This is a genomic window from Arthrobacter nitrophenolicus (genome assembly GCF_000332815.1).
Lineage (GTDB): Bacteria > Actinomycetota > Actinomycetes > Actinomycetales > Micrococcaceae > Arthrobacter > Arthrobacter nitrophenolicus.
Genome location: NZ_AOFD01000035.1, coordinates 26,131 through 45,924, shown reverse-complemented (window position 1 = coordinate 45,924; position 19,794 = coordinate 26,131). Strand labels below are relative to the sequence as shown.

Here is a 19,794-nt window from a genome sequence, read left to right as displayed (position 1 = left end):
CGGCTGCGGTTGCCTCTGTCTGCATGAGGGTCATGGCCCCTCCTCCTTTAGATATATTCAAAAGTAGCGAACTGATATATTAGATTGGACCCCAGCGTATACTCGACTGTGACGCAGGTCAATAGTTAATTTTTTAGGCGAGGGGAAGGGGTCCTGGCATGGCACTGGAAACTTTGGCGGCCGCGGAAGAGGGCAGCAGGAAGTCCCTGGCCGACGTCGCTTACGAAAGCATCCGGGACCGGCTCCTGGTGCTGGACATCAAGCCCGGCGAGCTGCTGAACGACGAGGCGCTGGCGAAGTCGCTGGGCGTGGGACGCACTCCCGTGCGTGAGGCACTGAAGCGGCTGGAACTGGACCGGCTGGTCATCACGTACCCGCGGCGGGGCACCTTCGCCACACGCGTGGATGTCACAGACCTGTCCTTCATCTCCGAGATCCGCGCGCAGCTGGAGCCCCTCGCGGCTGCCCGCGCCGCAAGGGTTGCCACCGAGGCGGTCAGGCAGCAGCTGCGGGCAATCCTCAAGGATGTTGAGGCGTTCGACGTCGCGGCCGCCTCCGTCACGGAGACACTCCGCCTGGACGCCCGCGTGCACCAGGTATTTACGCCGCCGCTGCCAACCCACACCTCGAGGACATCCTGATCCGCTACGACAACCTTGCCACCCGGATCTGGTGCATGGTGATCGACCGCCTTCCCGACCTGTCCCTGCATGTGCACGAACACGTGAACCTGCTGAATGCCGTTATTGACGGGGATGAGGACAAGGCCGCGGAACTCGCGCGGGTGCATGTCAGTGGCTTTGAGCGGGCGGTGCGCGAAGCCCTGTTCGCCGCCTAAAGCCGCGCTTTGCCGCGTGGCGGGTTCTCCATTACGGCTGCTGTCGGCGAACCGCGATTGACTCCCGCTGTGACTTGGAACATACTTGGTTTCCATTCTGATATATCAACGAGATATCAGTTCAAGTCCTAATAGGCGGCTCGACTGAGGCCCAGCGATGGAGGAAACCGTGAACCTGTGCGTACTGGCCGACCTGCCGGCGGCCGTGAGCAGCCCGCAGCAAGACGACGCGGCGCCCGGCACCAACCGCGGGCTGCGCAAGGATTGGTCGCGCCTGGCCGGCCATACCGTGGAGGTGTGGCTGGGGGGTGAGTATGTGGCCAGCGGGGTGGTGGACCAGGCTGCGGAGGACGGTTCAGTCCTGTGGATAGCCGGCGAAGGCATCACCACCCGCAGGCTCTTCGACAAGTCGACCGGGTACCAGGTCTGGCTTTGAGCCGGGCAGTCACCGCTGCGGAAAGCCCCAAAGTTTTCCCGGAATCCCTGCAACGTGGCTGCGGGACGTATCCTTAGAACTAGGTTTTGCAGTAGGCCGCAGCGCTTCAAGCGAGGCATGGAGAATGGCCGCTGAACCCACTGGGCAGGTTGGCTGGGGACCTCTTCCAATGCCGCCGGAGCCTGTTCTCGACAGCAAGGACGTCGAGACATACCTCTGGGAAGTCACCCGCGACTTCATGACAGACATCAAGGGTGAACGCCGCGGTATCGCCTGGGCTGCCACGCTTTTCCGCCTTGGCAAGGCGCACACGCTCGCCGCCAGCACCGAGCAGGCCCGTGAGGCGGACCGGGAACAGTGCTCCTTTGCGGACGGGCCGGTCATGGAAGCCCTACGCACCGGTGAATTCGTCCTCCTGTCCGACCTCAGCCGGGACCGGCGCTGGCCCGGCTATTCAAACGCGGCCGCCGGCCACGGTGTGCAGTCACTGCTCTCCGCGCCCATCGTGTCCGAGGGCGGCACCAGCGCGGCCATCAACCTTTACGCTGCGGTACCCCACGCTTTCACCAGCGACGACCTGGTCCGCATCCGGAGCTACGTGCACCAGGTGGCGCGCACCCTGCGCGTGGTGGTGCATGTGGCCGAGCGGGCGGAGACGACGGCGGGAATCGCCGTCGTGCAGAGCTCGCTGGTGCTCGTTGACCTGGCGGTGCGCAGCCTCATGAATGAGTACGGCCTCAGCCGCGAAGGCGCCCTGCGGTTCCTGCAGACGCAGGCACTGCACCACGAACTGGACCTGCGGGATGCGGCCCTGAACGTCGTGGTGCCCGGCGCCGCCATGGACCGGCCCGGCCCGGAGGTTTCCGGGCTCCGGCAGGAACCGCCCGACGGCGTCGAGGACTTCCGCCTGCTGGCGCCGGCGGAGCTGGAGCAAGAGTCAGAGACGCCACCGGCGGCGGGCGCCGCAAAGAAGCAGCGGCCGCGTTCAACCGTGCGAAGGAGGACGGCATGACGACGGAAAAGCAGGATCTGCGGGCGGTCACGGAAACCGGAGGCACGCACCCCTGGCGCCGGTTCGTGGCACTGGGCGACTCCTACACGGAGGGTGTGGGCGATCCCGAGCCGCGCAGCCTCGGCGGGCTCCGGGGCTGGGCCGACCGGGTGGCGGAGGAACTCAGCGCCGGCCAGCCGGGCTTCGCCTACGCCAACCTCGCGGTCCGGGGAATGCTGCTGCGCCAGATCGTGGATGGTCAGCTTGCCCCGGCCCTGGCGCTGAAGCCGGATTTGATTGCCATGTCCGGCGGCGGGAACGACATCATCTTCCGGCGCGGCGATCCGGACAAGCTCGCCAGGCACATGGACCAGGCCATGGAAAGGCTAACCGCCACGGGAGCCACAGTCCTGCTGTACGCAGGGCCGGACTGGGGTGGTATCCCCGTCTTCAGCCAGATCCGGGGCAGGGTGGCGATCTACAACGAGCACCTGCACAAGATCGCGCTGCGCCACCATGCCATCATGGTTGACCTGTGGTGCCTGCCCGGGCTCCAGGACGTCCGGATGTGGGATCCGGACCGGCTGCACCTGTCCCCGCTGGGCCATCACGCCGTTGCCGTGGGCACCCTCAACGCGCTGGGAGTGCCGCATACCCTCGAACCGCTTGAGCCCCGGCCGGTACCGGCCCATGGCTGGACGCAGGCGCGGGCCGAAGATCTGGTGTGGGCCCGGCAGTACTTCTTCCCCTGGATGCTGCACCGAATCCTGCCGCACGGGTCCGACGAGTCCCTGGCAGCGAAGCGGCCCAAGCCCGGGCCAGTCCATGGCCTCAACCGCCCTGACGAAGTGGCCTAGCTCCTAGCGCTTCCTGGGAGCCCGCTTCGCGGCAGCGTTGGCGGCGGCCTTGGCAGCCGGCGGCAGTCCCGCCTGCTCGGACTCCGGTTCCGCCACGGTTCCACGGGCCTTCGCGATGGCTTCATGCCGTGGTAGATCACCAGCGCGGCCGCCGAACCGAGCGCGATGCCGGTGAAGGTGAGTTCGCCGACGGTCAGCGTGTAGTCGGCGATGCCGATGATCAGCGCCACGGCTGCGGTGGTCAGGTTCACCGGGTTGGAGAAGTTCACCTTGTTCTGTACCCAGATCTTCACGCCAAGGATGCCGATCATGCCGTAAAGCATGGTGGCCGCGCCGCCCAGCACGCCCGGCGGAACGGTGGCGATCAGCTCACCGAACTTGGGTGAGAAGCTCAGCAGGATGGCGAAAATGCCGGCCACCCAGTAGGCCGCCGTCGAGTACACCTTGGTGGCAGCCATGACGCCGATGTTTTCGGCATAGGTGGTGGTTCCCGAACCGCCGCCGATCCCGGCGAGGACGGTGGCGGCGCCGTCGGCCATCAACGCGCGCCCGGAGACGCCGTCGAGGTTCTGCCCGGTCATCGCGGCCACGGACTTCACGTGGCCGATGTTCTCCGCCACCAGCACCAGGACCACCGGCACGAACAGGCCCAGGACGCCGATATGGAACTCGGGGGTCTGGAACTGGGGGAGCCCGACCCATGCCGCCGCGTTCATCTTGTCGTAGCTGACTTCGCCGCGGAGCATGGCCACGAGGTAGCCCACCACCACGCCCACCAGGATGCTGAGCCGGCCCAAAATCCCGCGGAACAGGACGCTGACCAGGATGATGGTGGCAAGGGTGACGACGGCGGTGACGGGCGCGGCGGCGAAGTTCTGCTTCGCGGCGGGGGCCAGGTTGAGGCCGATCAGCGCCACGATGGCGCCGGTGACGATGGGCGGCATGAGCCGGTTGATCCACTCCGCGCCGAACTTCTGCACGATGGCACCCACCAGGGCCAGGAGGGCGCCGGCCAAGACCACGCCGCCCAGTGCGCCGGGCACGCCGAACTGCTGCTGGGACGCCATGATGGGGGCGATGAACGCAAAGCTCGAGCCCAGGTAGCTGGGCACCCGGCCCTTGGTGATGACCAGGAACAGCAGGGTGCCGATGCCGGAGAAGAAGAGTGTGGTGGCCGGCGGCATGCCGGTGATGATGGGCACCAGGAAGGTGGCGCCGAACATGGCCACCACGTGCTGCATGCCCACGCCGATGGTGAGCGGCCAGGCCAGCCGTTCATCGGGGGCCACCACGTGGCCTGGCTTGATGGATTTGCCGGTGCCGTGCAGCTTCCACTTGATTCCGAGCATGCTCATGGGAGGGGGCCTTTCAGGGGTGCCGCCGATGGCGAAGATGAATGCCACCAGAATACCGCCAAGCCGTTTGTCCCGGCCGCTGTGGCTAAGGTCACGTGATTTTCGGGAAGAGCAGAGCAGAGGTTGAAGTTGCAAGTATGGACAGCGAAGAGGCCGACCCGGCAGGCGGGGAGGCGCAGCGAAAGGTATGCAAATGACCATTGCCCACGAAGAAGCGGTTATCGATTCGGCCGCCGTCGACGCCATTTTCGCCGAGGCCCGCACCGCCAACACCTTCACCGGTGAAGTCACCGAGGAACAGGCCCAGGCCATCTACGAACTCACCAAGTTCGGCCCCACCGCCTTCAACTCCCAGCCCTTGCGCATCACCTACGTCCGTTCCGACGAAGCCCGCGCCAAGCTCGTGGACGCGCTCATGCCCGGCAACCGCGCCAAGACCGCCTCCGCCCCGCTGGTGGCCATCCTCAGCTACGACACCGACTGGGCCGGCCAGTGGGACAACTTCCTCCCGGGCTACAACGCCCCCAAGGCCATGTACGACGCCAACCCGGAACTGGCCGCGGCCACCGGCAACAACAACGCGCACCTGCAGGCCGGCTACTTCATCCTGGCCGTCCGCTCCCTCGGCTTCGCGGCAGGCCCCATGACCGGCGCCGACTTCGGCGCGATCGACGAGGCCTTCTTCCCCGCCGGAGACCAGAAGAGCTTCCTGGTGGTCAACATCGGCCAGCCCGGCGAGGACGCCTGGGGCGAAGCCAAGCCCAAGTTCGCCTACCAGGACGTCGTCCGCACCGTCTAATACTTCCGATGCTCTATCATTTATGGTCCTTATCCGCCCGAAATGGGAGCCATAAGTGATAGAGCATCGGTGTTTAAGGGGGGGCGGTGGGAGACTGGGGCCATGCCTGCACAGCTCCGGAAGCCACCGCGCAACCTCATTTTCGTGGCATTCGTCGAACCGGTGGCCGGGGATGCCGTCTTCCCGCGCACGGACTGGCCGCTGCACATCACCCTGGTGAGGTTCGACGCCGGCAGTCCGGACAGTGCCGACGCGGCGGATCGCGTCGCCGCCCTTGCCGACGCTCCTGCGCGGGCCGCGCTTGGCGCCCGCCTGGCGGTAGCGGAGGACGCGGCCTTCGGGCGGAACGGTTCCGTGGCCGTCAGCCTGGTGGAGCCGCATCCGGCGCTCCAGGCCCTGCATGAGGCCCTGGTCCAGGCAGTCGCCGCCGTGGAGGGCAGGATCCTTACGCCGCGCCACACCCTTTCCGGCTACCGCCCGCACGTTTCGCACCACGGCACCGGCCCTGGCCTGAAGCGGCTGAACCCGGGCGACGCCGTCGTGCTGGACCGGATCGCCCTGGTGGACATGGCGCCGGATGGTGACCACACCATCCGGCGCGTCCTCCGCCTGTGGACCCTGGATCCGGGGAAGGAAACCGCCTAGGCGATGACGCCGTCCACCAGCGCCTTGGCCTCGGCCTGCACCTGCTTGAGGTGCTCCTCGCCCTTGAAGGACTCGGCGTAAATCTTGTACACGTCCTCGGTGCCGGACGGGCGCGCAGCAAACCAGGCGTTCTCCGTGACCACCTTGAGCCCGCCGATGGAAGCGCCGTTGCCCGGCGCCTCGGTGAGCTTCGCCGTGATCTCCTCGCCCGCCAGGGACGTCGCGGTGACGTCCGCAGCGGACAGCTTGCCCAGCTTGGCCTTCTGCTCGCGCGTGGCGGCGGCGTCGATCCGGGCGTAGACCGGCGAACCGAACCGGTCCGTCAGGCCCTTGTACAGCTGGGACGGGGACTTGCCCGTGACGGCGGTGATCTCGGACGCGAGCAGGGCCAGCAGGATGCCGTCCTTGTCGGTGGTCCAGACGCTGCCGTCCTTCTTGTTGAACGAGGCGCCGGCCGATTCCTCGCCGCCGAAGGCGCCCTCGCCGGACAGCAGGCCGGGCACGAACCACTTGAAGCCCACCGGGACCTCAACAAGCTTCCGGCCCAGGCTTTGTGCCACGCGGTCGATGATGGAGGAGGACACCAGGGTCTTGCCCACCACCGAGGCAGGGTTCCAGCCGCTGCGGTTCCGGTACAGGTAGTCGATGGCGACGGCGAGGTAGTGGTTGGGATTCATCAGCCGCCGTCGGGGGTGACGATGCCGTGCCGGTCGGCGTCGGCGTCGTTGCCCGTGGCCACGTCGAAGGCCGGCTGGCCGGAGGAGGAAGCGTCGGACATCCGCTGGATGAGGGATGCCATGGCCGACGGCGACGAGCAGTCCATCCGGATCTTCTCGTCCCAGTCCAAGGTCATGAACGCCCACTGCGGGTCCACGGTGGGGTTCACGACGGTCAGGTTCAGCTGGTGCCGCTCGCCGATCTCGCCCCAGTAGTCAACGGACGCCCCGCCCATGGGGTCGGCGCCGATCCTGACGCCGGCCTCGCGGATTGCGTCAAGGTTGAGCACGGACGGCAGGTCGTCGACATAGCTGCTGAGGAAGTCGAACTTGCCGGTGGTGTCGGCGGCCAGGGCCTCGGCGACCGGGATCCGCTTCACCCCGCGGAGGTCGTTTTCGAGCAGTTCGTTGGCGCGGTTGGCAATCCAGCCGGTGGCGTCGGAGTCGGCGGGGCCGCCGTGCGGAGGGTTGTACTTGAAGCCGCCGTCCGCGGGCGGGTTGTGGCTGGGGGTCACCACGATGCCGTCAGCCTGCGGTGCCCCGGGTGCGGCCTTCCGGTTGTAAGTGAGGATCGCGTGGCTCAGGGCCGGCGTGGGGGTGTAACCGTGCCGGGCGTCGACGAGGACCTGGACACCGTTGGCAGCCAGTACCTCCAGCGCGCTGTTCTGCGCCGGTTCGCTCAGCGCGTGCGTGTCCTTGGCCAGGAACAGGGGACCGGTGACGCCCTGCGCTGCCCGGTACTCCACGATGGCCTGCGTGATGGCAACGATGTGCTTTTCGTTGAACGACGCCTTGAGGCTGGATCCGCGGTGCCCGGAGGTGCCGAACACAACGCGCTGCCCCGGATCAGCGAGGTCCGGCGTGATGTCGTAGTACGCGTCGAGGAGCGCAGTGATGTCAACAAGGTCCTGGGGTTGGGCAAGTGTGCCCGCGCGGCTAGCCATGGCACCAGCATGCCAGAACCTCGCGGCAGTCAAAACGAACCGCCCACATTCCGGCCCCTGTGACGGCGGCACGTCATCAACAGCAGGGCCGTGAACCAAGTAGCCAACCTGAGTACACGGGCGAAAAGTACTTATATACCGGCCCCTGCACGCCCTGTTACTTTCGGAAAATCCGGAAGAACATCCGCAGGCAAGGACGACGGCGGCCTGCCGCCGCCGTCGCGACGGCAGGGAAGCAGGGACCAACCATGGGGGCAGGAGACGGAGCGGCCGAGCAGTCCCGGCTGGCTGCTGAGCGGGTTGCCAGGCTCAAGCGCCAGCTCGACCAGGCCGAGCGTGCCACGAAGGCGTGGGACGCGGGGGCCGCGGGCGAACGGGTGGTGGCGGACAAGCTGAGTGAGCTGGTTCCCCGCGGCTGGTACGTCCTGCACGACGTGCACTGGCCGGGGCGCCCGAAGGCCAACCTGGACCACGTGCTGGTCGGCCCCGGCGGCGTTGTGGTGGTGGATGCCAAGAACTGGACCGGTGAGGTGCGGGTGGCATCCGGGGTGCTCTGGCAGGGCCGCTACGCACGTACCCAGGCGGTGGAGGGTGCGCTGGCGCAGTGTGCCGCCGTCGCGTCCATCCTTTCTCCGCCGTACCGCAGGCTGGTCCGGCCGCTCATCTGCATGGCCGCCCAGCCGGACCTGTTCGGCGTCACCAACTCCGACGTCGCCGTCGCCGGGGCGCAGCGCGTCGTGGGGGCCATCGAGTCGTTGCCGGCCGTGCTGGACCAGAAGGCGGTGGTGGGGCTGTACGAGCACCTCGGCCAGCAGCTCACGCACGAACAGGAGCCCGGCATCACTGCCTTCCGGAATGTGCGGCCTGGAACCGTGGTCCGCCCGGCGGGAGGGTTGCCACCCGGAGGCGCGCATACGGAAAGCCAGCGCACGGAAAGCCAGCGTACGGAAGGCCCGCGCGCGGAGGGGGCCAATGCGGGCGGCAACCGGACCCGCAGCGGCAGCATCGCGCGGCATCCGGCCGGGCGTGGACTCCCCGGCGGCAGCCAACCGGGAACCGCCCGGCCCGGCAGGAGCATCAAGCACATCCGCACGGCGGAACAAGTGCCGGCAGGCTGGCACTCCTCGCTGCTTTCGTTATCTTCGCCGTGTACGTCCTGCCGTACTGGACCCGCTAGGCCCCTTGCCCGTCCTGCGCTCCGCCGCGGCGGGCAGCAGCCGGTGACGGCCGGCGTCCCGGATGGTCCGGGTGATCCGGTGCAGCCGCGCCGAGTCGAGGGTCCAGGACTGCCAGTAGAGGGGCACGTCCTCGTGGACGTCCTCTTGCAGCAGCACCAGTGACCCCTCGGACAGCTCATTACCAAGCTGCAGTTCCGGAACCATGCCCCAGCCCAGCCCGGCTTTGATGGCTGCCAGGAAGCCCTCGGACGAGGGGACGGTGTGCGTCGGAGGCGACTGTTCCACGCCCTTGGCCGCCAGCAGCTGGCGCTGGAGGTTGTCCTTGGCATTGAACTTCAGCACCGGCATGTCCGCCCAGTCCGCACCGCCGGCACCTCCGAACTGCCGGTGCAGGCCGGCGGCGGCCACCGGGATGTACCGCATATGGCCCAGCAGTTCCACCCGGCAGCCGTTGACGGGGACGGGATCGGAGGTCACGGCGCCCATGACGTCGCCCTGGCGCAGGAGCTGGCTGCTGTAGCCCTGGTCTTCGACGTGCAGGTCGAGCGTGGTGTCCTGCCAGCCTGCGGCTTCGTGCAGGACCGGAACGAACCAGGTGGCCAGCGAATCAGCGTTGACGGCGACCGGCAGCTGGGCGCGCGACGCGACGCCGTTGCCGAGGGCTGCCGAAGCTTCCGCTTCCAGGACCTGCACCTGGCGCGCCATCCGAAGCAGCACCACCCCGGCGTCGGTGGCGGTGCAGGGCACACGGCGGCGCACCAGGACCTGGCCTGTCGAAGCTTCCAGTGCCTTGATGCGCTGGCTGACAGCCGACGGCGTGAGCCGCAGGAGGTCTGCAGCAGCCTCGAAGGTGCCTTCATCGATGACAGCGGTGAGGGCGCGGAGGTGTTCGAAGTTCATGAAGTAATTCTAATGATCCCTAAGAATCAATCGTTTGTCTTCATCTTCTTACCTCCGTACCGTCGGAGGCATGTGGATGACAGGAATCATCGGAATGCTGACGGGCTTGGCTCTGATCGTGGCGATCGGCGCGCAGAACGCCTTCGTCCTGCGGCAGGGGATCCGCCGGGAACACATCGGCGCCGTCGTGGCCGTGTGCATGGTGGGCGACGCCGCCCTCATCCTCGGCGGCACCGCCGGGATCGGCGCCCTGGTCACCCGCTTCCCCGAGGCGCTGGAGGTGCTGCGCTGGGGCGGCGCCGTCTACCTGGTGTGGTTCGCCATCAGGTCGTTTGCCGCTGCGCTGAAGCCCTCCGGCCTCCACGATGAACCGCCCCGGTCAAAGGGATCCGTGGTGGCCACAACGGTGGCGCTGACTTTCCTGAACCCGCACGTGTACCTCGACACCGTGGTGCTGGTGGGCAGCCTCGCCAACCAGCAGGGCCCGGACCTGCGGTGGGTGTATGCCGGCGGGGCGGTAGCGGGCAGTGTCCTGTGGTTCTCGGCGCTGGGCTACGGTGCGCGCGCGCTCGCAGGCGTCCTGGGCAGCCCCCGGACCTGGCGCGTGGTGGACCTGGTGATCGGTATCGTCATGCTCGCCCTGGCGGTGAAACTCGTCCTGCATTGACGGGTCCGGGAAGCGGGGCAGGCGATAGGCTGGAACCAAAATTCCAGGGGGAAAACCATGACTGACCAGCCTTCCCAGCGCCCTGATTCCCAGTGGCCCGACTCCTCGCGCAAACCCGCCTCCGAGCCCGGGGTACCGCCGTCGGGCGCTGAAACCCCGTCCGGGTACGAGCCGCCCCGCTTCGTGCCGCCGTACGGATCGGACGCGCCGTCCGCGCCGTACGGATCGGACGCGCCGTCCCAGCCGGCCTATGGCCAGGGACCCTACGCCCAGGGCAACCAGTACGGCGGACAATACGGTGGAAGCCAGTACGGCGGCGGCCAGTACGCGCCGGGAACCGCGCCATACTCCCAGCCGGCAGGCCCCTATGGGCAGCCTTCCTACTACGGTGCGCCTGCCGAGCCCAAGACGCTGAGCATCGCCAGCATGGTGTGCGGCATCGCCTCCGTCATCATGGGGTGGCTGCTGCTCCCGCAGATTGCGGCGATTGTGACCGGGCATATGGCGCTCAAGCGCGAGCCGTCCGGCAAGGGTATGTCCATCACGGGACTGGTGCTGGGCTACCTGTGCCTGCTGGGCTACGGGGCGTTCTGGCTGCTGCTCATCATCGGGCTTGCCTACGCAGGCTCCAGCGGATCATATACCTACTAAATCCCAGGTTGCTCTATCACTTGTGGTCCCTAAACCCGGGGCTTAGGGACCACAAGTGATAGAGCAACGTAGGTTGGTGCGCTGGCCTACCTGCGCTGGCCGGTCCGCGCGCGGCGGGCGTTGGCGCGGAGCTGAAGAATGCGGGCGCCACCGGCCACCGCCACCAGGACCCCGCCGGTAACGCTGGCGATGAACAGGGCCATGCCCAGCGGGACGGCACCTTCGAAGCCAAGGAACCGGACCAGCACCAGGTCCTGGTTCTGCAGGATGAAGACGATGAGCAGGATCAGCAGGACCAGCGCCGCCACCACGGCAGCCCAGACGACGCCGGCGCGCGTCACCCGCGGTTCGGCCGCCGCGGGCTGTGAGGCTTTAGGGCCGGACGTCACGGGACTTGTGGGCGCGGGACCGGCGGGCGCACCTGCCTGCCCCTGGTTCCGAGCGGCGGCTCCGCCGGCGCGTTCAGCCTGGTAGCTCCCGTCGGGCCCCGGCTCTGGCTGGCCCCCGGTCCCCGGTGTGTACTGTCCAGCACTCATTACCGTTCCCTTCCGCGATCATAAGCATGCTTACCATGCCACCTTAGCCGGAGGGTTTCGGCCGGCACAACACTGCTACGTGCCGGCGATGCGCTCCACATGCTCGCGTTCCGCCGCCGTGAGTTCGCCCGGTGCAGCTTCCAACAGGGTCCACCGGGAGGATTTTCCGTCCGGGCCGGCCATGGATCCGCGGCCGAGGGCCGCCCCGATCCGACGGCGGACCTCATCCTCCTGGGCGGCGTCCGCCGCGAAGATGGTCCGCAGCCTGAGCGTTCCGGCGACCAGTTCGGTTGCCGTGTGGTGGGCGGCGAGCGGGCAGGGCGGAGGGTGCTGCCAGCTGCCGCACAAAGCTTCTGTGATTGCTGCCCCCGGCGCTGCTGGATCGGCGTCGGAGCCCAGTCGAAGGGCCGCCACGTGCACGAACTTTCCCTGCATGCGTCAATTCTCCTGTCTCCGGCCAGTCTCTCGGGTACGGGCCGGCCCGGAAGCGCCTTGCACGGCAGAAGGGCCTCCAGCAGAGGCCCTTCTGTGGTCAGCGGCGCGTTACACCCGTTCCCTGCTCCGTTCAGCGGAGGGGGTGCGGGGAGTTGGCGTCCTGCGCCAGTTCGGGAAGGCCCAGAACGTGTAGTCCTGCGCCTTGATCCGCGGCTCCGGGGTCTCCGCCGGAGTGTCCTGCTTGGCTTCAGGCCGGCGGTCGGCTTCCTTCTTGCGTTCCCACCCGAAGTCCTTGTTGTATCCGTAGCACATCACAGACCTCCTCATAGTGACTGCCCTTTAATCGTCCTCCTGATCCGCGGGGGAGTCGACACCCTGCGGCTACATTCGGGACCGCGTGACGCCGGCCCGTCAGGAGGACGCGCCTGCCACCGACTCGGCCTCCTGCGGTCCGTGGAATTCGCACGGCCCCTGGTGGCGGAGCGGGAGGAGGCAGGTCCTGCCGGTCGGAAGGTGCACCAGGGCGCAGCGGCCGGTCATGGCGAGGTCTTCCCGGACCGTGGCGTTGCTCAGGTCCGGCCGGGAATTCCCGAAGGAGCGGGTTTTGCCGGTGGCAGGGGCGGGGATTTCAGCGTTCATGCGGGCAACTCCTCGTCGAGCATTGGCCAGGTGGAGGATGCAATCGGGTGACGCCCTTAAGAGTCTGTACCTGCCGGGTTACAGGAGGGTTAAAGCTGCGTTAGGTGCAGGTCAACAACAGGCCTGCTAGAAGCCCAGCTGGCGCGCCACCTGCAGGAGCAGCAGCTCCGAACCCGGTTGGCCCACCAGCTGGATCCCCATCGGAAGGCCCTGGCCGGGGGCCGTGCCCGTCCAGTGCACGGGGACGCTGATGGCTGGCAGTCCGCACACATTGACCATTGAAGACCATGGGGCGAATTCGCACTGCCGCCGGTAGTCGCCGTCGGCGTCCCCCGGCCACTGCGCGGCAGGCCAGCGGTCACCGCCGTGTGCGGTGCCGGTGAACCAGCCCACCGGACGCGGCGTCTGGGCTAACGCCGGCATCAGCATCAGGTCCCACTGCGCATACTGGGCCACTGTGTCCTGCTGGAACTTCCGCAGGAATGCGAGTGCTTCGGCAAGCTTGGCCGGGCTGCGCTGCTGGGCACGGCGGCGGAAGGTGCGCGTCAGCGGGGCAAGCAGGGCTTCACGCTGCGGGCTGATCCGGGCAGCGCCCACTCCCGCGGTCCAGGCGGTGGTGAAAGCCTCCGGGTAGCGGTTGTCATAGCGGACGGCGGCGTCGGCAACCGCATGCCCGGCGTGCGCCAGGAGCCTTTCCCCGGCCTCAAGGGCGTCCAGCGCTTCCCGCTCCGGCGTGAACGGGTACGTGCCGGACCAGGGGCTGTCCAGGGTGACGCCGATCCGCAGCCGGGGCGGCTCCTGCCCGATCGCCCGCAGGTACCCGCCGCCGGGCACCATGGCATCCAGCAACAGCGCTGCGTCCGCGGCGCTTCTGGCGAGTGGCCCCGGCACCACCAGCCGGGCAGGATCCCCCTGGCTCTCCCCGGCGGGCACCAGGCCCCTGCCCGGCTTCAGTCCCACCAGCCCGCAGGCCGCCGCGGGGATGCGGACGGAACCGCCGCCGTCGGTCCCGGGAGCGAAGGGGAGCAGGCCTGCCGCCACGGCGGCAGCGCTGCCGCCCGAGGACCCGCCGGAGCTCCTGCTGGGAGCGTGGGGATTGCGCGACGGCGGCGCGATCCGGTTTTCGCTGTAGGCCGTCAGTCCGAACTCGGGAACCTGCGTCTTGCCCAGGCAGACCACGCCGGCGTCCTTCATCAGCGCCACCAGGGGCGCGTCCGCCGGTGCGGGCTTGTGCTCCAGGGCGGCGCTTCCGTGGGTGGTGACGACGCCCGCAACGTCCGTGAGGTCCTTGAAGGCCAGCGGCATGCCATGCAGGACGGGCAGTTCCTCCCGGGCCGTGCCGGAACGCCGGGCATCCGCGGCACCCGCCTCCGCCATAGCTTGGTCTGCCGTGACGGTGATGAAGGCGCCAAGCAGCGGGTTGCGCTGCTCTATCCGCGCCAGGAAATGGGCGGCAACGTGCGCTGCCGAAACGTCTCCATTCCGCAGGCTGCCGCGCAATTCGACGGCGGACAGTTCGTGGAGCTCAGCCACCGTGCCTCGGTTCGGTGCGCTGGCTGGCGGCGCCGGTCCGGGCCGTTGTGGAGCCGGCCGGGATGCCGGGCTTGTCTGCGGGCACGCGTCCTCCTTTGGATTCCCTAGAAGAGTAACTTGCCCGCTCCGCAGGGCCCGGCGACGGCCAAAGCACTAGGCTTTAAGCTGACTCCGATCCGCCACGACAGGACTTGCCATGAGTGATTTCGATACCGTTCCCGTCCACGACATCCCCGACGGCGCCGTGATGCTGGATGTCCGGGAGGACTATGAATGGGTGGCGGGGCACGCCGAGGGGGCGGTGCACATTCCCATGGACCAGATCCCCGCCCGGCTCGACGAGCTCGACCCGGACGAGGACCTCTACATCATCTGCCGCACCGGCGGACGCTCGTTCCGGGTGGCGCAGTGGCTCACCGGCCAGGGCTACACCGCCATCAACGTGGCCGGCGGCATGGACCAGTGGCTGGAGCTCGGAAAACCCCTGGTCTCGGACAACGGGCTGAAGCCGATCGTCCTCTGATGCCCGCCACACCGGCCACCTACGCCTTCCTCGGTCCCGAAGGAACCTTCACCGAGGCCGCCCTGATGCAGGTTCCGGACGCCGCGGCGGCCACCCGGATCCCGGCGTCGAACGTCAACGCCGCGCTGGACCTCGTCCGCGACGGATCCGCCGGCGCCGCGATGGTTCCCATCGAGAACTCGGTGGAGGGCGGCGTCACCGCCACCCTGGACGCCATCGCCGGCGGCACCGAACTGCGGATCATCAGGGAGGTCCTGGTGCCCATCAGCTTCGTCCTGGTGGCCCGGCCCGGTGTCCGGCTGGAAGACGTGCGGCGGGTCTCCACCCACGGCCATGCCTGGGCGCAGTGCCGGCTGTGGATGGACAGGCACCTGCCGACAGCGGAATACGTGCCCGGATCTTCGACGGCTGCCGCAGCAATGGGCCTGCTGGCCGACGACTGCCATTACGACGCCGCGATCTGCGCGCCGCTCGTGGCGCGCGAACAGCCGGGACTCTCCGTGCTGGCTGAGAACATCGGGGACAACCCCGGGGCCGTGACCCGCTTCGTCCTTGTCAGCCGGCCCGGCCTGCTCCCCGAGCGGACTGGCGCTGACAAGACCACAGTGGTGGTTCCCCTTCCGGAAGACCGCCCGGGTGCCCTGATGGAGATCCTGGACCAGTTCGCCAGCCGCGGCGTCAACCTGAGCCGGATCGAGTCCCGCCCCACCGGGCAGTACCTGGGGCACTACTTCTTCAGCATCGACGCCGACGGCCACGTTGGTGACGCCCGGGTTGCGGATGCCCTTGCCGGCCTGCACCGGATCAGCCCCAATACCCGGTTCCTCGGCTCCTACCCGCGGGCCGACGGCCAGGAGACTGCGGAGGAAGCCCACACCTCGGATGCCGCGTTTGCTGCGGCGCGTGCATGGGTGGAGTCCCTCCTTGATCCGGCATCAGAAGCGGCGGAAAGCGCTTCCGCCGCTTCGCCCACAGCGTAGGCAATTGGGGTTCCGGGTACTTCCCGGGGCTGTGGACAGTGCGTATGCTTACTTGATCCATACGGATGGCCCCTAACGAAGGGAGCGGGTCATGACCAGCAGCAGCACCGAGAACGATGGCCAGGGAATGATCGTCAATCCCCGGCCCACCGCCGATAACCAGGACTGGGACGGTGACGATGCAGACCGTGCTGACCGCCTGCGCTTCGAAGAGGAGCAGGCCATGATCCGCGAGCAGTCCGAAGCCCGCGCCGCAGCAAAGGCCGCCGCCGAGGCCGCCAAGGACTCAAGCGACTAGGACCCCGCCAGCCGTTTCCCCACTCCGGACTACCCAACACATAACGTATCCGTCCCCAAGGCACCCGCCGGACCCGCCGGCGTCGTCCTTACATCCGGCCTTTGACCCTGACCAGCAGCGACCGTGGATCCACCTGCACGGTGAGCCGCGTGGCCTCACCTGACGTGTCGCCGTCGAGCTGGGTGGGCATGGGCTCGGGGCAATCGATCACGATCCTGCCGGAGCGGTAGACCGTCATGATCGGCAGCTTTCCGCTGTGCTTGAACATGATCTTCATGTACATCAGCAGCCAGCCGAGGGCACTGCGCGGCTCATGACCACCACGTCCAGCATGCCGTCGTCGATCATCGCCTGCGGGATGAAATCGATGCCGCCCGGGACCAGGCCGCAGTTGGCAAAGAGCACGCTGCGGATGTTCCGGACCTGTTCGGGGCCGCCGTCCAGCGAGATGGAAACCTTCTTCCGCCGGCCGGGAAGGTGCCGCATCCCGGCCTCGGTGTAGGCCAGCCAGCCCACGGCCTTCTTCAGTCCGTCATTCGTGTCGGCAAGCACCTCGGCGTCCATGCCGATTCCAGCGATGACCAGGAAGACGTGCTCGGAGGAGTGCCCGGTGCGGGAATTGGTGATTCCCATCCGCGCCGTGTCGATGAAGCGCTGCCGGCCGAACAACGAAATCTGGACGTTGCCCTGCAGATCGTTGACATCCAGCTCCAGGTTGCGTGCCAGCAGGTTTCCCGTTCCCAGCGGAACGATGCCCATGGCCACGCCGGTGTGCGCCAGGGACTCGGCCACCACCCGGACCGTGCCGTCACCGCCGCCCACCAGGACGACGTCGGGCTTGGTTGCCAGGGCGGCCCGCGTCTGGGAGTAGCCGGGATCATCCGCGGTGGTCTCGAAAAACGCCGGCTCTTCCCAGCCTGCAGTCTGGCAGGCACGCCGGATGGCGTAGGTGGCGTCGTCGGCCCGCGCCTTAATGGGGTTCAGGATCACCGCCACCCGCTGCCGGGTGAGCCCGGATTCATGGGCGTCCCCGCCCACTGCGCTGCGCACGTGGAGGGCCTTGAGCTTGCGCACGCCCCACCAGCTGGAGATGGCGAAGGCAAGCGCCACCCCGATCAGTAGGTAGAGAATCCAGTCGCTCATGGTGGTTCAACAGTAGCCCGGCGGAAGGCGGCCCGTTCCGGCACGCTCCGTAACCGCCCGACGTCGTGCATTCTTTTGGATACCCTTGGATGGTGATCGACGTAAAAGACCTCAGCGAAAACCCGGACAAGTTCCGGGCCAGCCAGCGCGCCCGCGGCGCGGACGAATCAGTGGTGGACGCGATCATTGCCGCGGATTCCGCCCGCCGGGCAGCGTTGATCCGCTTCGAAAACCTGCGGGCCGAGCAGAACGCCTTCGGCAAGAAGGTGGCGCAGGCCAAGGGCGAGGAGAAGCAGGCCCTGCTGGCAGAGGTCAAGGAACTGGCCAACTCGGTCAAGGCGGCGTCCGCCGAAGCCGATGCCGCGCAGACCAAGCAGGAGGAACTCCTGCGCACCATCCCCAACCTCATCGAGGACGGCGTTCCCGAGGGCGGCGAGGACGACTACGTTGTGGTCAAGACCGTCGGTACGCCGCGCGAATTTCCCGACTTTGAGCCGCGCGACCACCTGGAGATCGGCGAGCTGATCGGCGCGATCGACATGGAACGCGGCGCCAAGGTGTCCGGCGCACGCTTCTACTTCCTCCGCGGCGTGGGCGCCCGGCTGGAGATGGCCCTGCTGCAGATGGCCATGGACCAGGCCATCGAGAACGGCTTCGTCCCGATGATCACCCCCACCCTGGTGCGTCCCGAAACCATGCAGGGCACCGGCTTCGATGTGAAGCACGACGCCGAGATCTACCGTCTCGCCGAAGACGACCTTTACCTGGTGGGCACCTCCGAGGTTTCCCTGGCCGGCTACCACGCCGACGAGATCCTGGACCTCTCGGCGGGCCCCATCCGCTACGCCGGGCAGAGCTCCTGCTACCGGCGCGAGGCCGGATCGCACGGCAAGGACACCCGGGGCATCATCCGCGTGCACCAGTTCAATAAAGTGGAGATGTTCATCTACACCACGGTTGAGGAAGCTGCCGCCGAGCACCAGCGGCTGCTGGCGTGGGAAGAGGAAATGCTGGCCAAGTGCGAGCTGCCGTACCGCGTCATCGACACCGCCGCCGGCGACCTTGGCACCTCCGCCGCCCGCAAGTTCGACTGCGAGGCGTGGGTCCCCACGCAGGGCGCCTACCGCGAGCTGACCTCCACCTCAAACTGCACCACGTTCCAGGCCCGCCGCCTCAACATCCGTGAGCGGGCTGTTAATGCGGATGGTGTTGCCAAGGGCACCCGGCTGTTGCCACGCTCAACGGCACCCTGGCCACCACCCGCTGGATCGTGGCGCTGCTGGAGCACCACCAGAACGCTGACGGCTCCGTGAACGTCCCCAAGGCGCTGCAGAAGTACCTGGGTGGCCTCGAGGTGCTTCCGGTCCTGTAGCCCCGGGTTTGTTTGGTCGCTCCCAGGCTTGTCCGCGGATCAGTGCCCTCAAGGGCCGGATGTGCGAACAAGCCTGGGACCGATGCGCAACTCTATGGTTTGCCGGTGCCCTTCGTTTTCCCCGGCTATCCACATAGCAGGGCCGTCCCCCTGACCGCCGGCTGTCCGGCCATCATTCTGGAGGGATGGACGTTCCGCCTGGACTGATCGACTCTGCCGCTGTTCTGCGCACAGGATCCGGCACCGACCGCATCCACCGGGAATTCCGGGCCGGGAAACTGGTACGGATCCGGCGTGGTTTCTATGTGCCCACCAATGACTGGGTAGCGGCCCAACCGTCGCACCGCTTCGCCTGGTCGACGGTGGCAATCACCAGGTCAATCAACGGTGCAGTACTGACCGGACAAACCGCTGCCCTGGCCAGCGGGCTGCCCACTCTCGGCACTCCGGCTTTCGTTGAGCTTGCCACCACACAGCCGGGACGCAGCGGTGCCAGGAAGTCGTCACTTCAGGTGCTGGGCGAGGACAGCACGGCCTTGGAGGCGCGGAAGATTCGCTCATATCCGCTCCGCTACTGCCTCAGGTCGGGAATGGAGCCGGTGCGCCACGGTGAATTCCTCTGTGTGGGACTGGCCCAGGTGACGGCCGACATTATGGCTTCCGCAGCGCTCAGCGAGGCGTTGGTTGTGGCGGACGGAGCCGCGCGCAGGCTAAGTGGCCAATGGACGATTGCGCCGGGGTCAGGTTTGATGTCCGTGCCTGAAGTGGCAGCCGCCATCTCGGCGCAGCCTAATGAAGCGGCCCGGCAACGGGCAGAGTTCGTGGCATCGCTGGCAAGCCCGCTGCCGGAATCGGTGGGCGAATCCTACAGCCGGGCTGCATTTGAGTTCCTTGGATTCGAGCAGCCGGTCCTCCAGCAGGTATTTAACGACCGGAACGGCTTCATCGGCAGGAGTGACTTCTGGTGGCCGCGGCAAAGAGTCGTAGGCGAGTTCGATGGCAAGGCGAAGTATGTTGACCCGGCAATGCGGGGCGGGATCTCGGCAGACGAAGCTGTTTACCGGGAGAAACTCCGGGAAGACCGGATCCGCGCCTTGGGGTATACCTTCGTGCGGTGGGCTTGGAGTGATGTCCAAAGCCCGGACCGCCTTAAGCGCAAGCTCCTGGCTGCCGGCCTCCGTCCACGACAGAAACGCTGAGGCCCGGCGCCGTTCCCGGGCTTGTTCGCGACTCCTAACCATCAAGGCACGGAACGGCGAACAAGCCAGGGGTTGAGGCGGTGGAGCTGCCAAGGTAAACACTCACACGGGGGACAACCTGTGAGTATTAACCCGGAGTTCAGCCAACCTGTGGCGCGC

The 19,794-nt window shown here is 67.5% G+C and carries 18 protein-coding genes and 5 pseudogenes; 14 read left to right on the top strand and 9 right to left on the bottom strand.

What is annotated here, in order from left to right:
• The first annotated feature begins 158 nt into the window (after window positions 1-158).
• From G205_RS13260 to G205_RS13245, 4 genes and pseudogenes are all read left to right on the top strand, one after another.
• Window positions 159-838: pseudogene (locus G205_RS13260) on the top strand (GntR family transcriptional regulator).
• A 169-nt stretch (window positions 839-1,007) separates the two neighbouring features.
• A complete protein-coding gene (locus G205_RS13255) occupies window positions 1,008-1,274 on the top strand; it encodes a hypothetical protein (protein ID WP_235046914.1) in 267 nt (88 codons plus the stop codon).
• 169 nt (window positions 1,275-1,443) lie between these two features.
• On the top strand, window positions 1,444-2,286 hold the full coding sequence (locus G205_RS13250) for a GAF domain-containing protein (RefSeq protein WP_009358419.1): 843 nt from the start codon (window positions 1,444-1,446) through the stop codon (window positions 2,284-2,286).
• Window positions 2,283-3,122, top strand: a complete 840-nt coding sequence (locus G205_RS13245; protein WP_009358418.1) for an SGNH/GDSL hydrolase family protein — start codon at window positions 2,283-2,285, stop codon at window positions 3,120-3,122. The genes G205_RS13250 and G205_RS13245 overlap by 4 nt, the downstream gene beginning before the upstream one ends.
• On the opposite strand, the gene G205_RS13240 is transcribed toward G205_RS13245, so the two are convergent.
• Window positions 3,119-4,477: a uracil-xanthine permease family protein gene (locus tag G205_RS13240; RefSeq protein ID WP_235046913.1), complete on the bottom strand. Its 1,359-nt coding sequence runs from the start codon at window positions 4,475-4,477 to the stop codon at window positions 3,119-3,121. The genes G205_RS13245 and G205_RS13240 overlap by 4 nt on opposite strands.
• Window positions 4,478-4,670: 193 nt before the next feature.
• Between G205_RS13240 and G205_RS13235 the strand changes: the two genes are divergently transcribed.
• Together G205_RS13235 and G205_RS13230 are read left to right on the top strand one after the other, a co-directional pair.
• Window positions 4,671-5,276: a malonic semialdehyde reductase gene (locus G205_RS13235; RefSeq protein ID WP_009358416.1), complete on the top strand. Its 606-nt coding sequence runs from the start codon at window positions 4,671-4,673 to the stop codon at window positions 5,274-5,276.
• A 102-nt stretch (window positions 5,277-5,378) separates the two neighbouring features.
• Window positions 5,379-5,921, top strand: coding sequence for a 2'-5' RNA ligase family protein (locus tag G205_RS13230; RefSeq protein WP_009358415.1), 543 nt, complete (start codon window positions 5,379-5,381; stop codon window positions 5,919-5,921).
• On the opposite strand, the pseudogene pgm reads toward G205_RS13230, so the two are convergent.
• Window positions 5,918-7,581 (bottom strand): annotated as a pseudogene (pgm, locus tag G205_RS13225) (phosphoglucomutase (alpha-D-glucose-1,6-bisphosphate-dependent)). The gene G205_RS13230 and the pseudogene pgm sit on opposite strands and share 4 nt — an antisense overlap.
• 248 nt (window positions 7,582-7,829) lie before the next feature.
• Between pgm and G205_RS22925 the strand changes: the two are divergent.
• A pseudogene (locus G205_RS22925) lies at window positions 7,830-8,189 on the top strand (nuclease-related domain-containing protein); the annotation flags it as partial.
• Between the two features lie 528 nt (window positions 8,190-8,717).
• Here G205_RS22925 and G205_RS13215 read toward each other — a convergent pair.
• A complete protein-coding gene (locus tag G205_RS13215; protein WP_009358413.1) occupies window positions 8,718-9,659 on the bottom strand; it encodes a LysR family transcriptional regulator ArgP in 942 nt (313 codons plus the stop codon).
• Window positions 9,660-9,753: 94 nt separating this feature from the next.
• Between G205_RS13215 and G205_RS13210 the strand changes: the two genes are divergently transcribed.
• Together G205_RS13210 and G205_RS13205 are read left to right on the top strand one after the other, a co-directional pair.
• The gene (locus tag G205_RS13210; protein WP_009358412.1) at window positions 9,754-10,326 is read left to right on the top strand and encodes a LysE/ArgO family amino acid transporter; all 573 of its coding nucleotides are present in this window, start codon (window positions 9,754-9,756) and stop codon (window positions 10,324-10,326) included.
• 57 nt (window positions 10,327-10,383) lie between these two features.
• Complete coding sequence (locus tag G205_RS13205; protein ID WP_009358411.1) at window positions 10,384-10,977, top strand: DUF4190 domain-containing protein; 594 nt, start codon at window positions 10,384-10,386, stop codon at window positions 10,975-10,977.
• Between the two features lie 86 nt (window positions 10,978-11,063).
• Here the strand turns inward: G205_RS13205 and G205_RS13200 are convergent, their stop codons facing one another.
• The 5 genes from G205_RS13200 to G205_RS13180 form a co-directional block, all read right to left on the bottom strand.
• Window positions 11,064-11,513, bottom strand: coding sequence for a LapA family protein (locus G205_RS13200; protein ID WP_035753026.1), 450 nt, complete (start codon window positions 11,511-11,513; stop codon window positions 11,064-11,066).
• A 75-nt stretch (window positions 11,514-11,588) separates the two neighbouring features.
• Entirely contained in the window at window positions 11,589-11,948 is a 360-nt protein-coding gene (locus G205_RS13195; RefSeq protein ID WP_009358409.1) for a hypothetical protein, read from the bottom strand.
• A 108-nt stretch (window positions 11,949-12,056) separates the two neighbouring features.
• Window positions 12,057-12,260 carry a hypothetical protein gene (locus tag G205_RS13190; RefSeq protein WP_009358408.1) on the bottom strand — a complete coding sequence of 68 codons (204 nt, stop codon included), beginning with the start codon at window positions 12,258-12,260 and terminating at the stop codon, window positions 12,057-12,059.
• Window positions 12,261-12,359: 99 nt separating this feature from the next.
• Complete coding sequence (locus tag G205_RS13185) at window positions 12,360-12,587, bottom strand: hypothetical protein (protein ID WP_009358407.1); 228 nt, start codon at window positions 12,585-12,587, stop codon at window positions 12,360-12,362.
• Between the two features lie 126 nt (window positions 12,588-12,713).
• Window positions 12,714-14,120, bottom strand: a complete 1,407-nt coding sequence (locus tag G205_RS13180) for an amidase (protein ID WP_009358406.1) — start codon at window positions 14,118-14,120, stop codon at window positions 12,714-12,716.
• Between the two features lie 196 nt (window positions 14,121-14,316).
• Between G205_RS13180 and G205_RS13175 the strand changes: the two genes are divergently transcribed.
• From G205_RS13175 to G205_RS13165, 3 genes are all read left to right on the top strand, one after another.
• A complete protein-coding gene (locus tag G205_RS13175; protein ID WP_009358405.1) occupies window positions 14,317-14,643 on the top strand; it encodes a rhodanese-like domain-containing protein in 327 nt (108 codons plus the stop codon).
• Window positions 14,643-15,623, top strand: a complete 981-nt coding sequence (pheA, locus tag G205_RS13170) for a prephenate dehydratase (protein WP_009358404.1) — start codon at window positions 14,643-14,645, stop codon at window positions 15,621-15,623. Before G205_RS13175 ends, pheA begins: the two co-directional genes overlap by 1 nt.
• A 91-nt stretch (window positions 15,624-15,714) precedes the next feature.
• Window positions 15,715-15,921 (top strand): hypothetical protein, encoded by a 207-nt coding sequence (locus G205_RS13165; protein WP_009358403.1) that lies wholly within the window; start codon window positions 15,715-15,717, stop codon window positions 15,919-15,921.
• 88 nt (window positions 15,922-16,009) lie between these two features.
• Here the strand turns inward: G205_RS13165 and G205_RS13160 are convergent.
• Window positions 16,010-17,064, bottom strand: a pseudogene (locus G205_RS13160) (diacylglycerol/lipid kinase family protein).
• Window positions 17,065-17,156: 92 nt separating this feature from the next.
• Here G205_RS13160 and serS point away from each other — a divergent pair.
• Window positions 17,157-18,436: pseudogene (serS, locus tag G205_RS13155) on the top strand (serine--tRNA ligase).
• A 185-nt stretch (window positions 18,437-18,621) separates the two neighbouring features.
• Window positions 18,622-19,635: a hypothetical protein gene (locus tag G205_RS13150; protein ID WP_009358400.1), complete on the top strand. Its 1,014-nt coding sequence runs from the start codon at window positions 18,622-18,624 to the stop codon at window positions 19,633-19,635.
• Window positions 19,636-19,794 lie beyond the last annotated feature (159 nt).

Excerpts from the sequence above, each read along its gene's own strand:
- G205_RS13250 (WP_009358419.1), top strand. The coding sequence starts at position 1,444 with ATGCCGCCGGAGCCTGTTCTCGACAGCAAGGACGTCGAGACATACCTC.
- G205_RS13245 (WP_009358418.1), top strand. The coding sequence starts at position 2,283 with ATGACGACGGAAAAGCAGGATCTGCGGGCGGTCACGGAAACCGGAGGC.
- G205_RS13240 (WP_235046913.1), bottom strand. The coding sequence starts at position 4,477 with ATGAGCATGCTCGGAATCAAGTGGAAGCTGCACGGCACCGGCAAATCC.
- G205_RS13235 (WP_009358416.1), top strand. The coding sequence starts at position 4,671 with ATGACCATTGCCCACGAAGAAGCGGTTATCGATTCGGCCGCCGTCGAC.
- G205_RS13230 (WP_009358415.1), top strand. The coding sequence starts at position 5,379 with ATGCCTGCACAGCTCCGGAAGCCACCGCGCAACCTCATTTTCGTGGCA.
- G205_RS13215 (WP_009358413.1), bottom strand. The coding sequence starts at position 9,659 with ATGAACTTCGAACACCTCCGCGCCCTCACCGCTGTCATCGATGAAGGC.
- G205_RS13210 (WP_009358412.1), top strand. The coding sequence starts at position 9,754 with ATGCTGACGGGCTTGGCTCTGATCGTGGCGATCGGCGCGCAGAACGCC.
- G205_RS13205 (WP_009358411.1), top strand. The coding sequence starts at position 10,384 with ATGACTGACCAGCCTTCCCAGCGCCCTGATTCCCAGTGGCCCGACTCC.
- G205_RS13200 (WP_035753026.1), bottom strand. The coding sequence starts at position 11,513 with ATGAGTGCTGGACAGTACACACCGGGGACCGGGGGCCAGCCAGAGCCG.
- G205_RS13195 (WP_009358409.1), bottom strand. The coding sequence starts at position 11,948 with ATGCAGGGAAAGTTCGTGCACGTGGCGGCCCTTCGACTGGGCTCCGAC.
- G205_RS13190 (WP_009358408.1), bottom strand. The coding sequence starts at position 12,260 with ATGTGCTACGGATACAACAAGGACTTCGGGTGGGAACGCAAGAAGGAA.
- G205_RS13185 (WP_009358407.1), bottom strand. The coding sequence starts at position 12,587 with ATGAACGCTGAAATCCCCGCCCCTGCCACCGGCAAAACCCGCTCCTTC.
- G205_RS13175 (WP_009358405.1), top strand. The coding sequence starts at position 14,317 with ATGAGTGATTTCGATACCGTTCCCGTCCACGACATCCCCGACGGCGCC.
- pheA (WP_009358404.1), top strand. The coding sequence starts at position 14,643 with ATGCCCGCCACACCGGCCACCTACGCCTTCCTCGGTCCCGAAGGAACC.
- G205_RS13165 (WP_009358403.1), top strand. The coding sequence starts at position 15,715 with ATGACCAGCAGCAGCACCGAGAACGATGGCCAGGGAATGATCGTCAAT.
- G205_RS13150 (WP_009358400.1), top strand. The coding sequence starts at position 18,622 with ATGGACGTTCCGCCTGGACTGATCGACTCTGCCGCTGTTCTGCGCACA.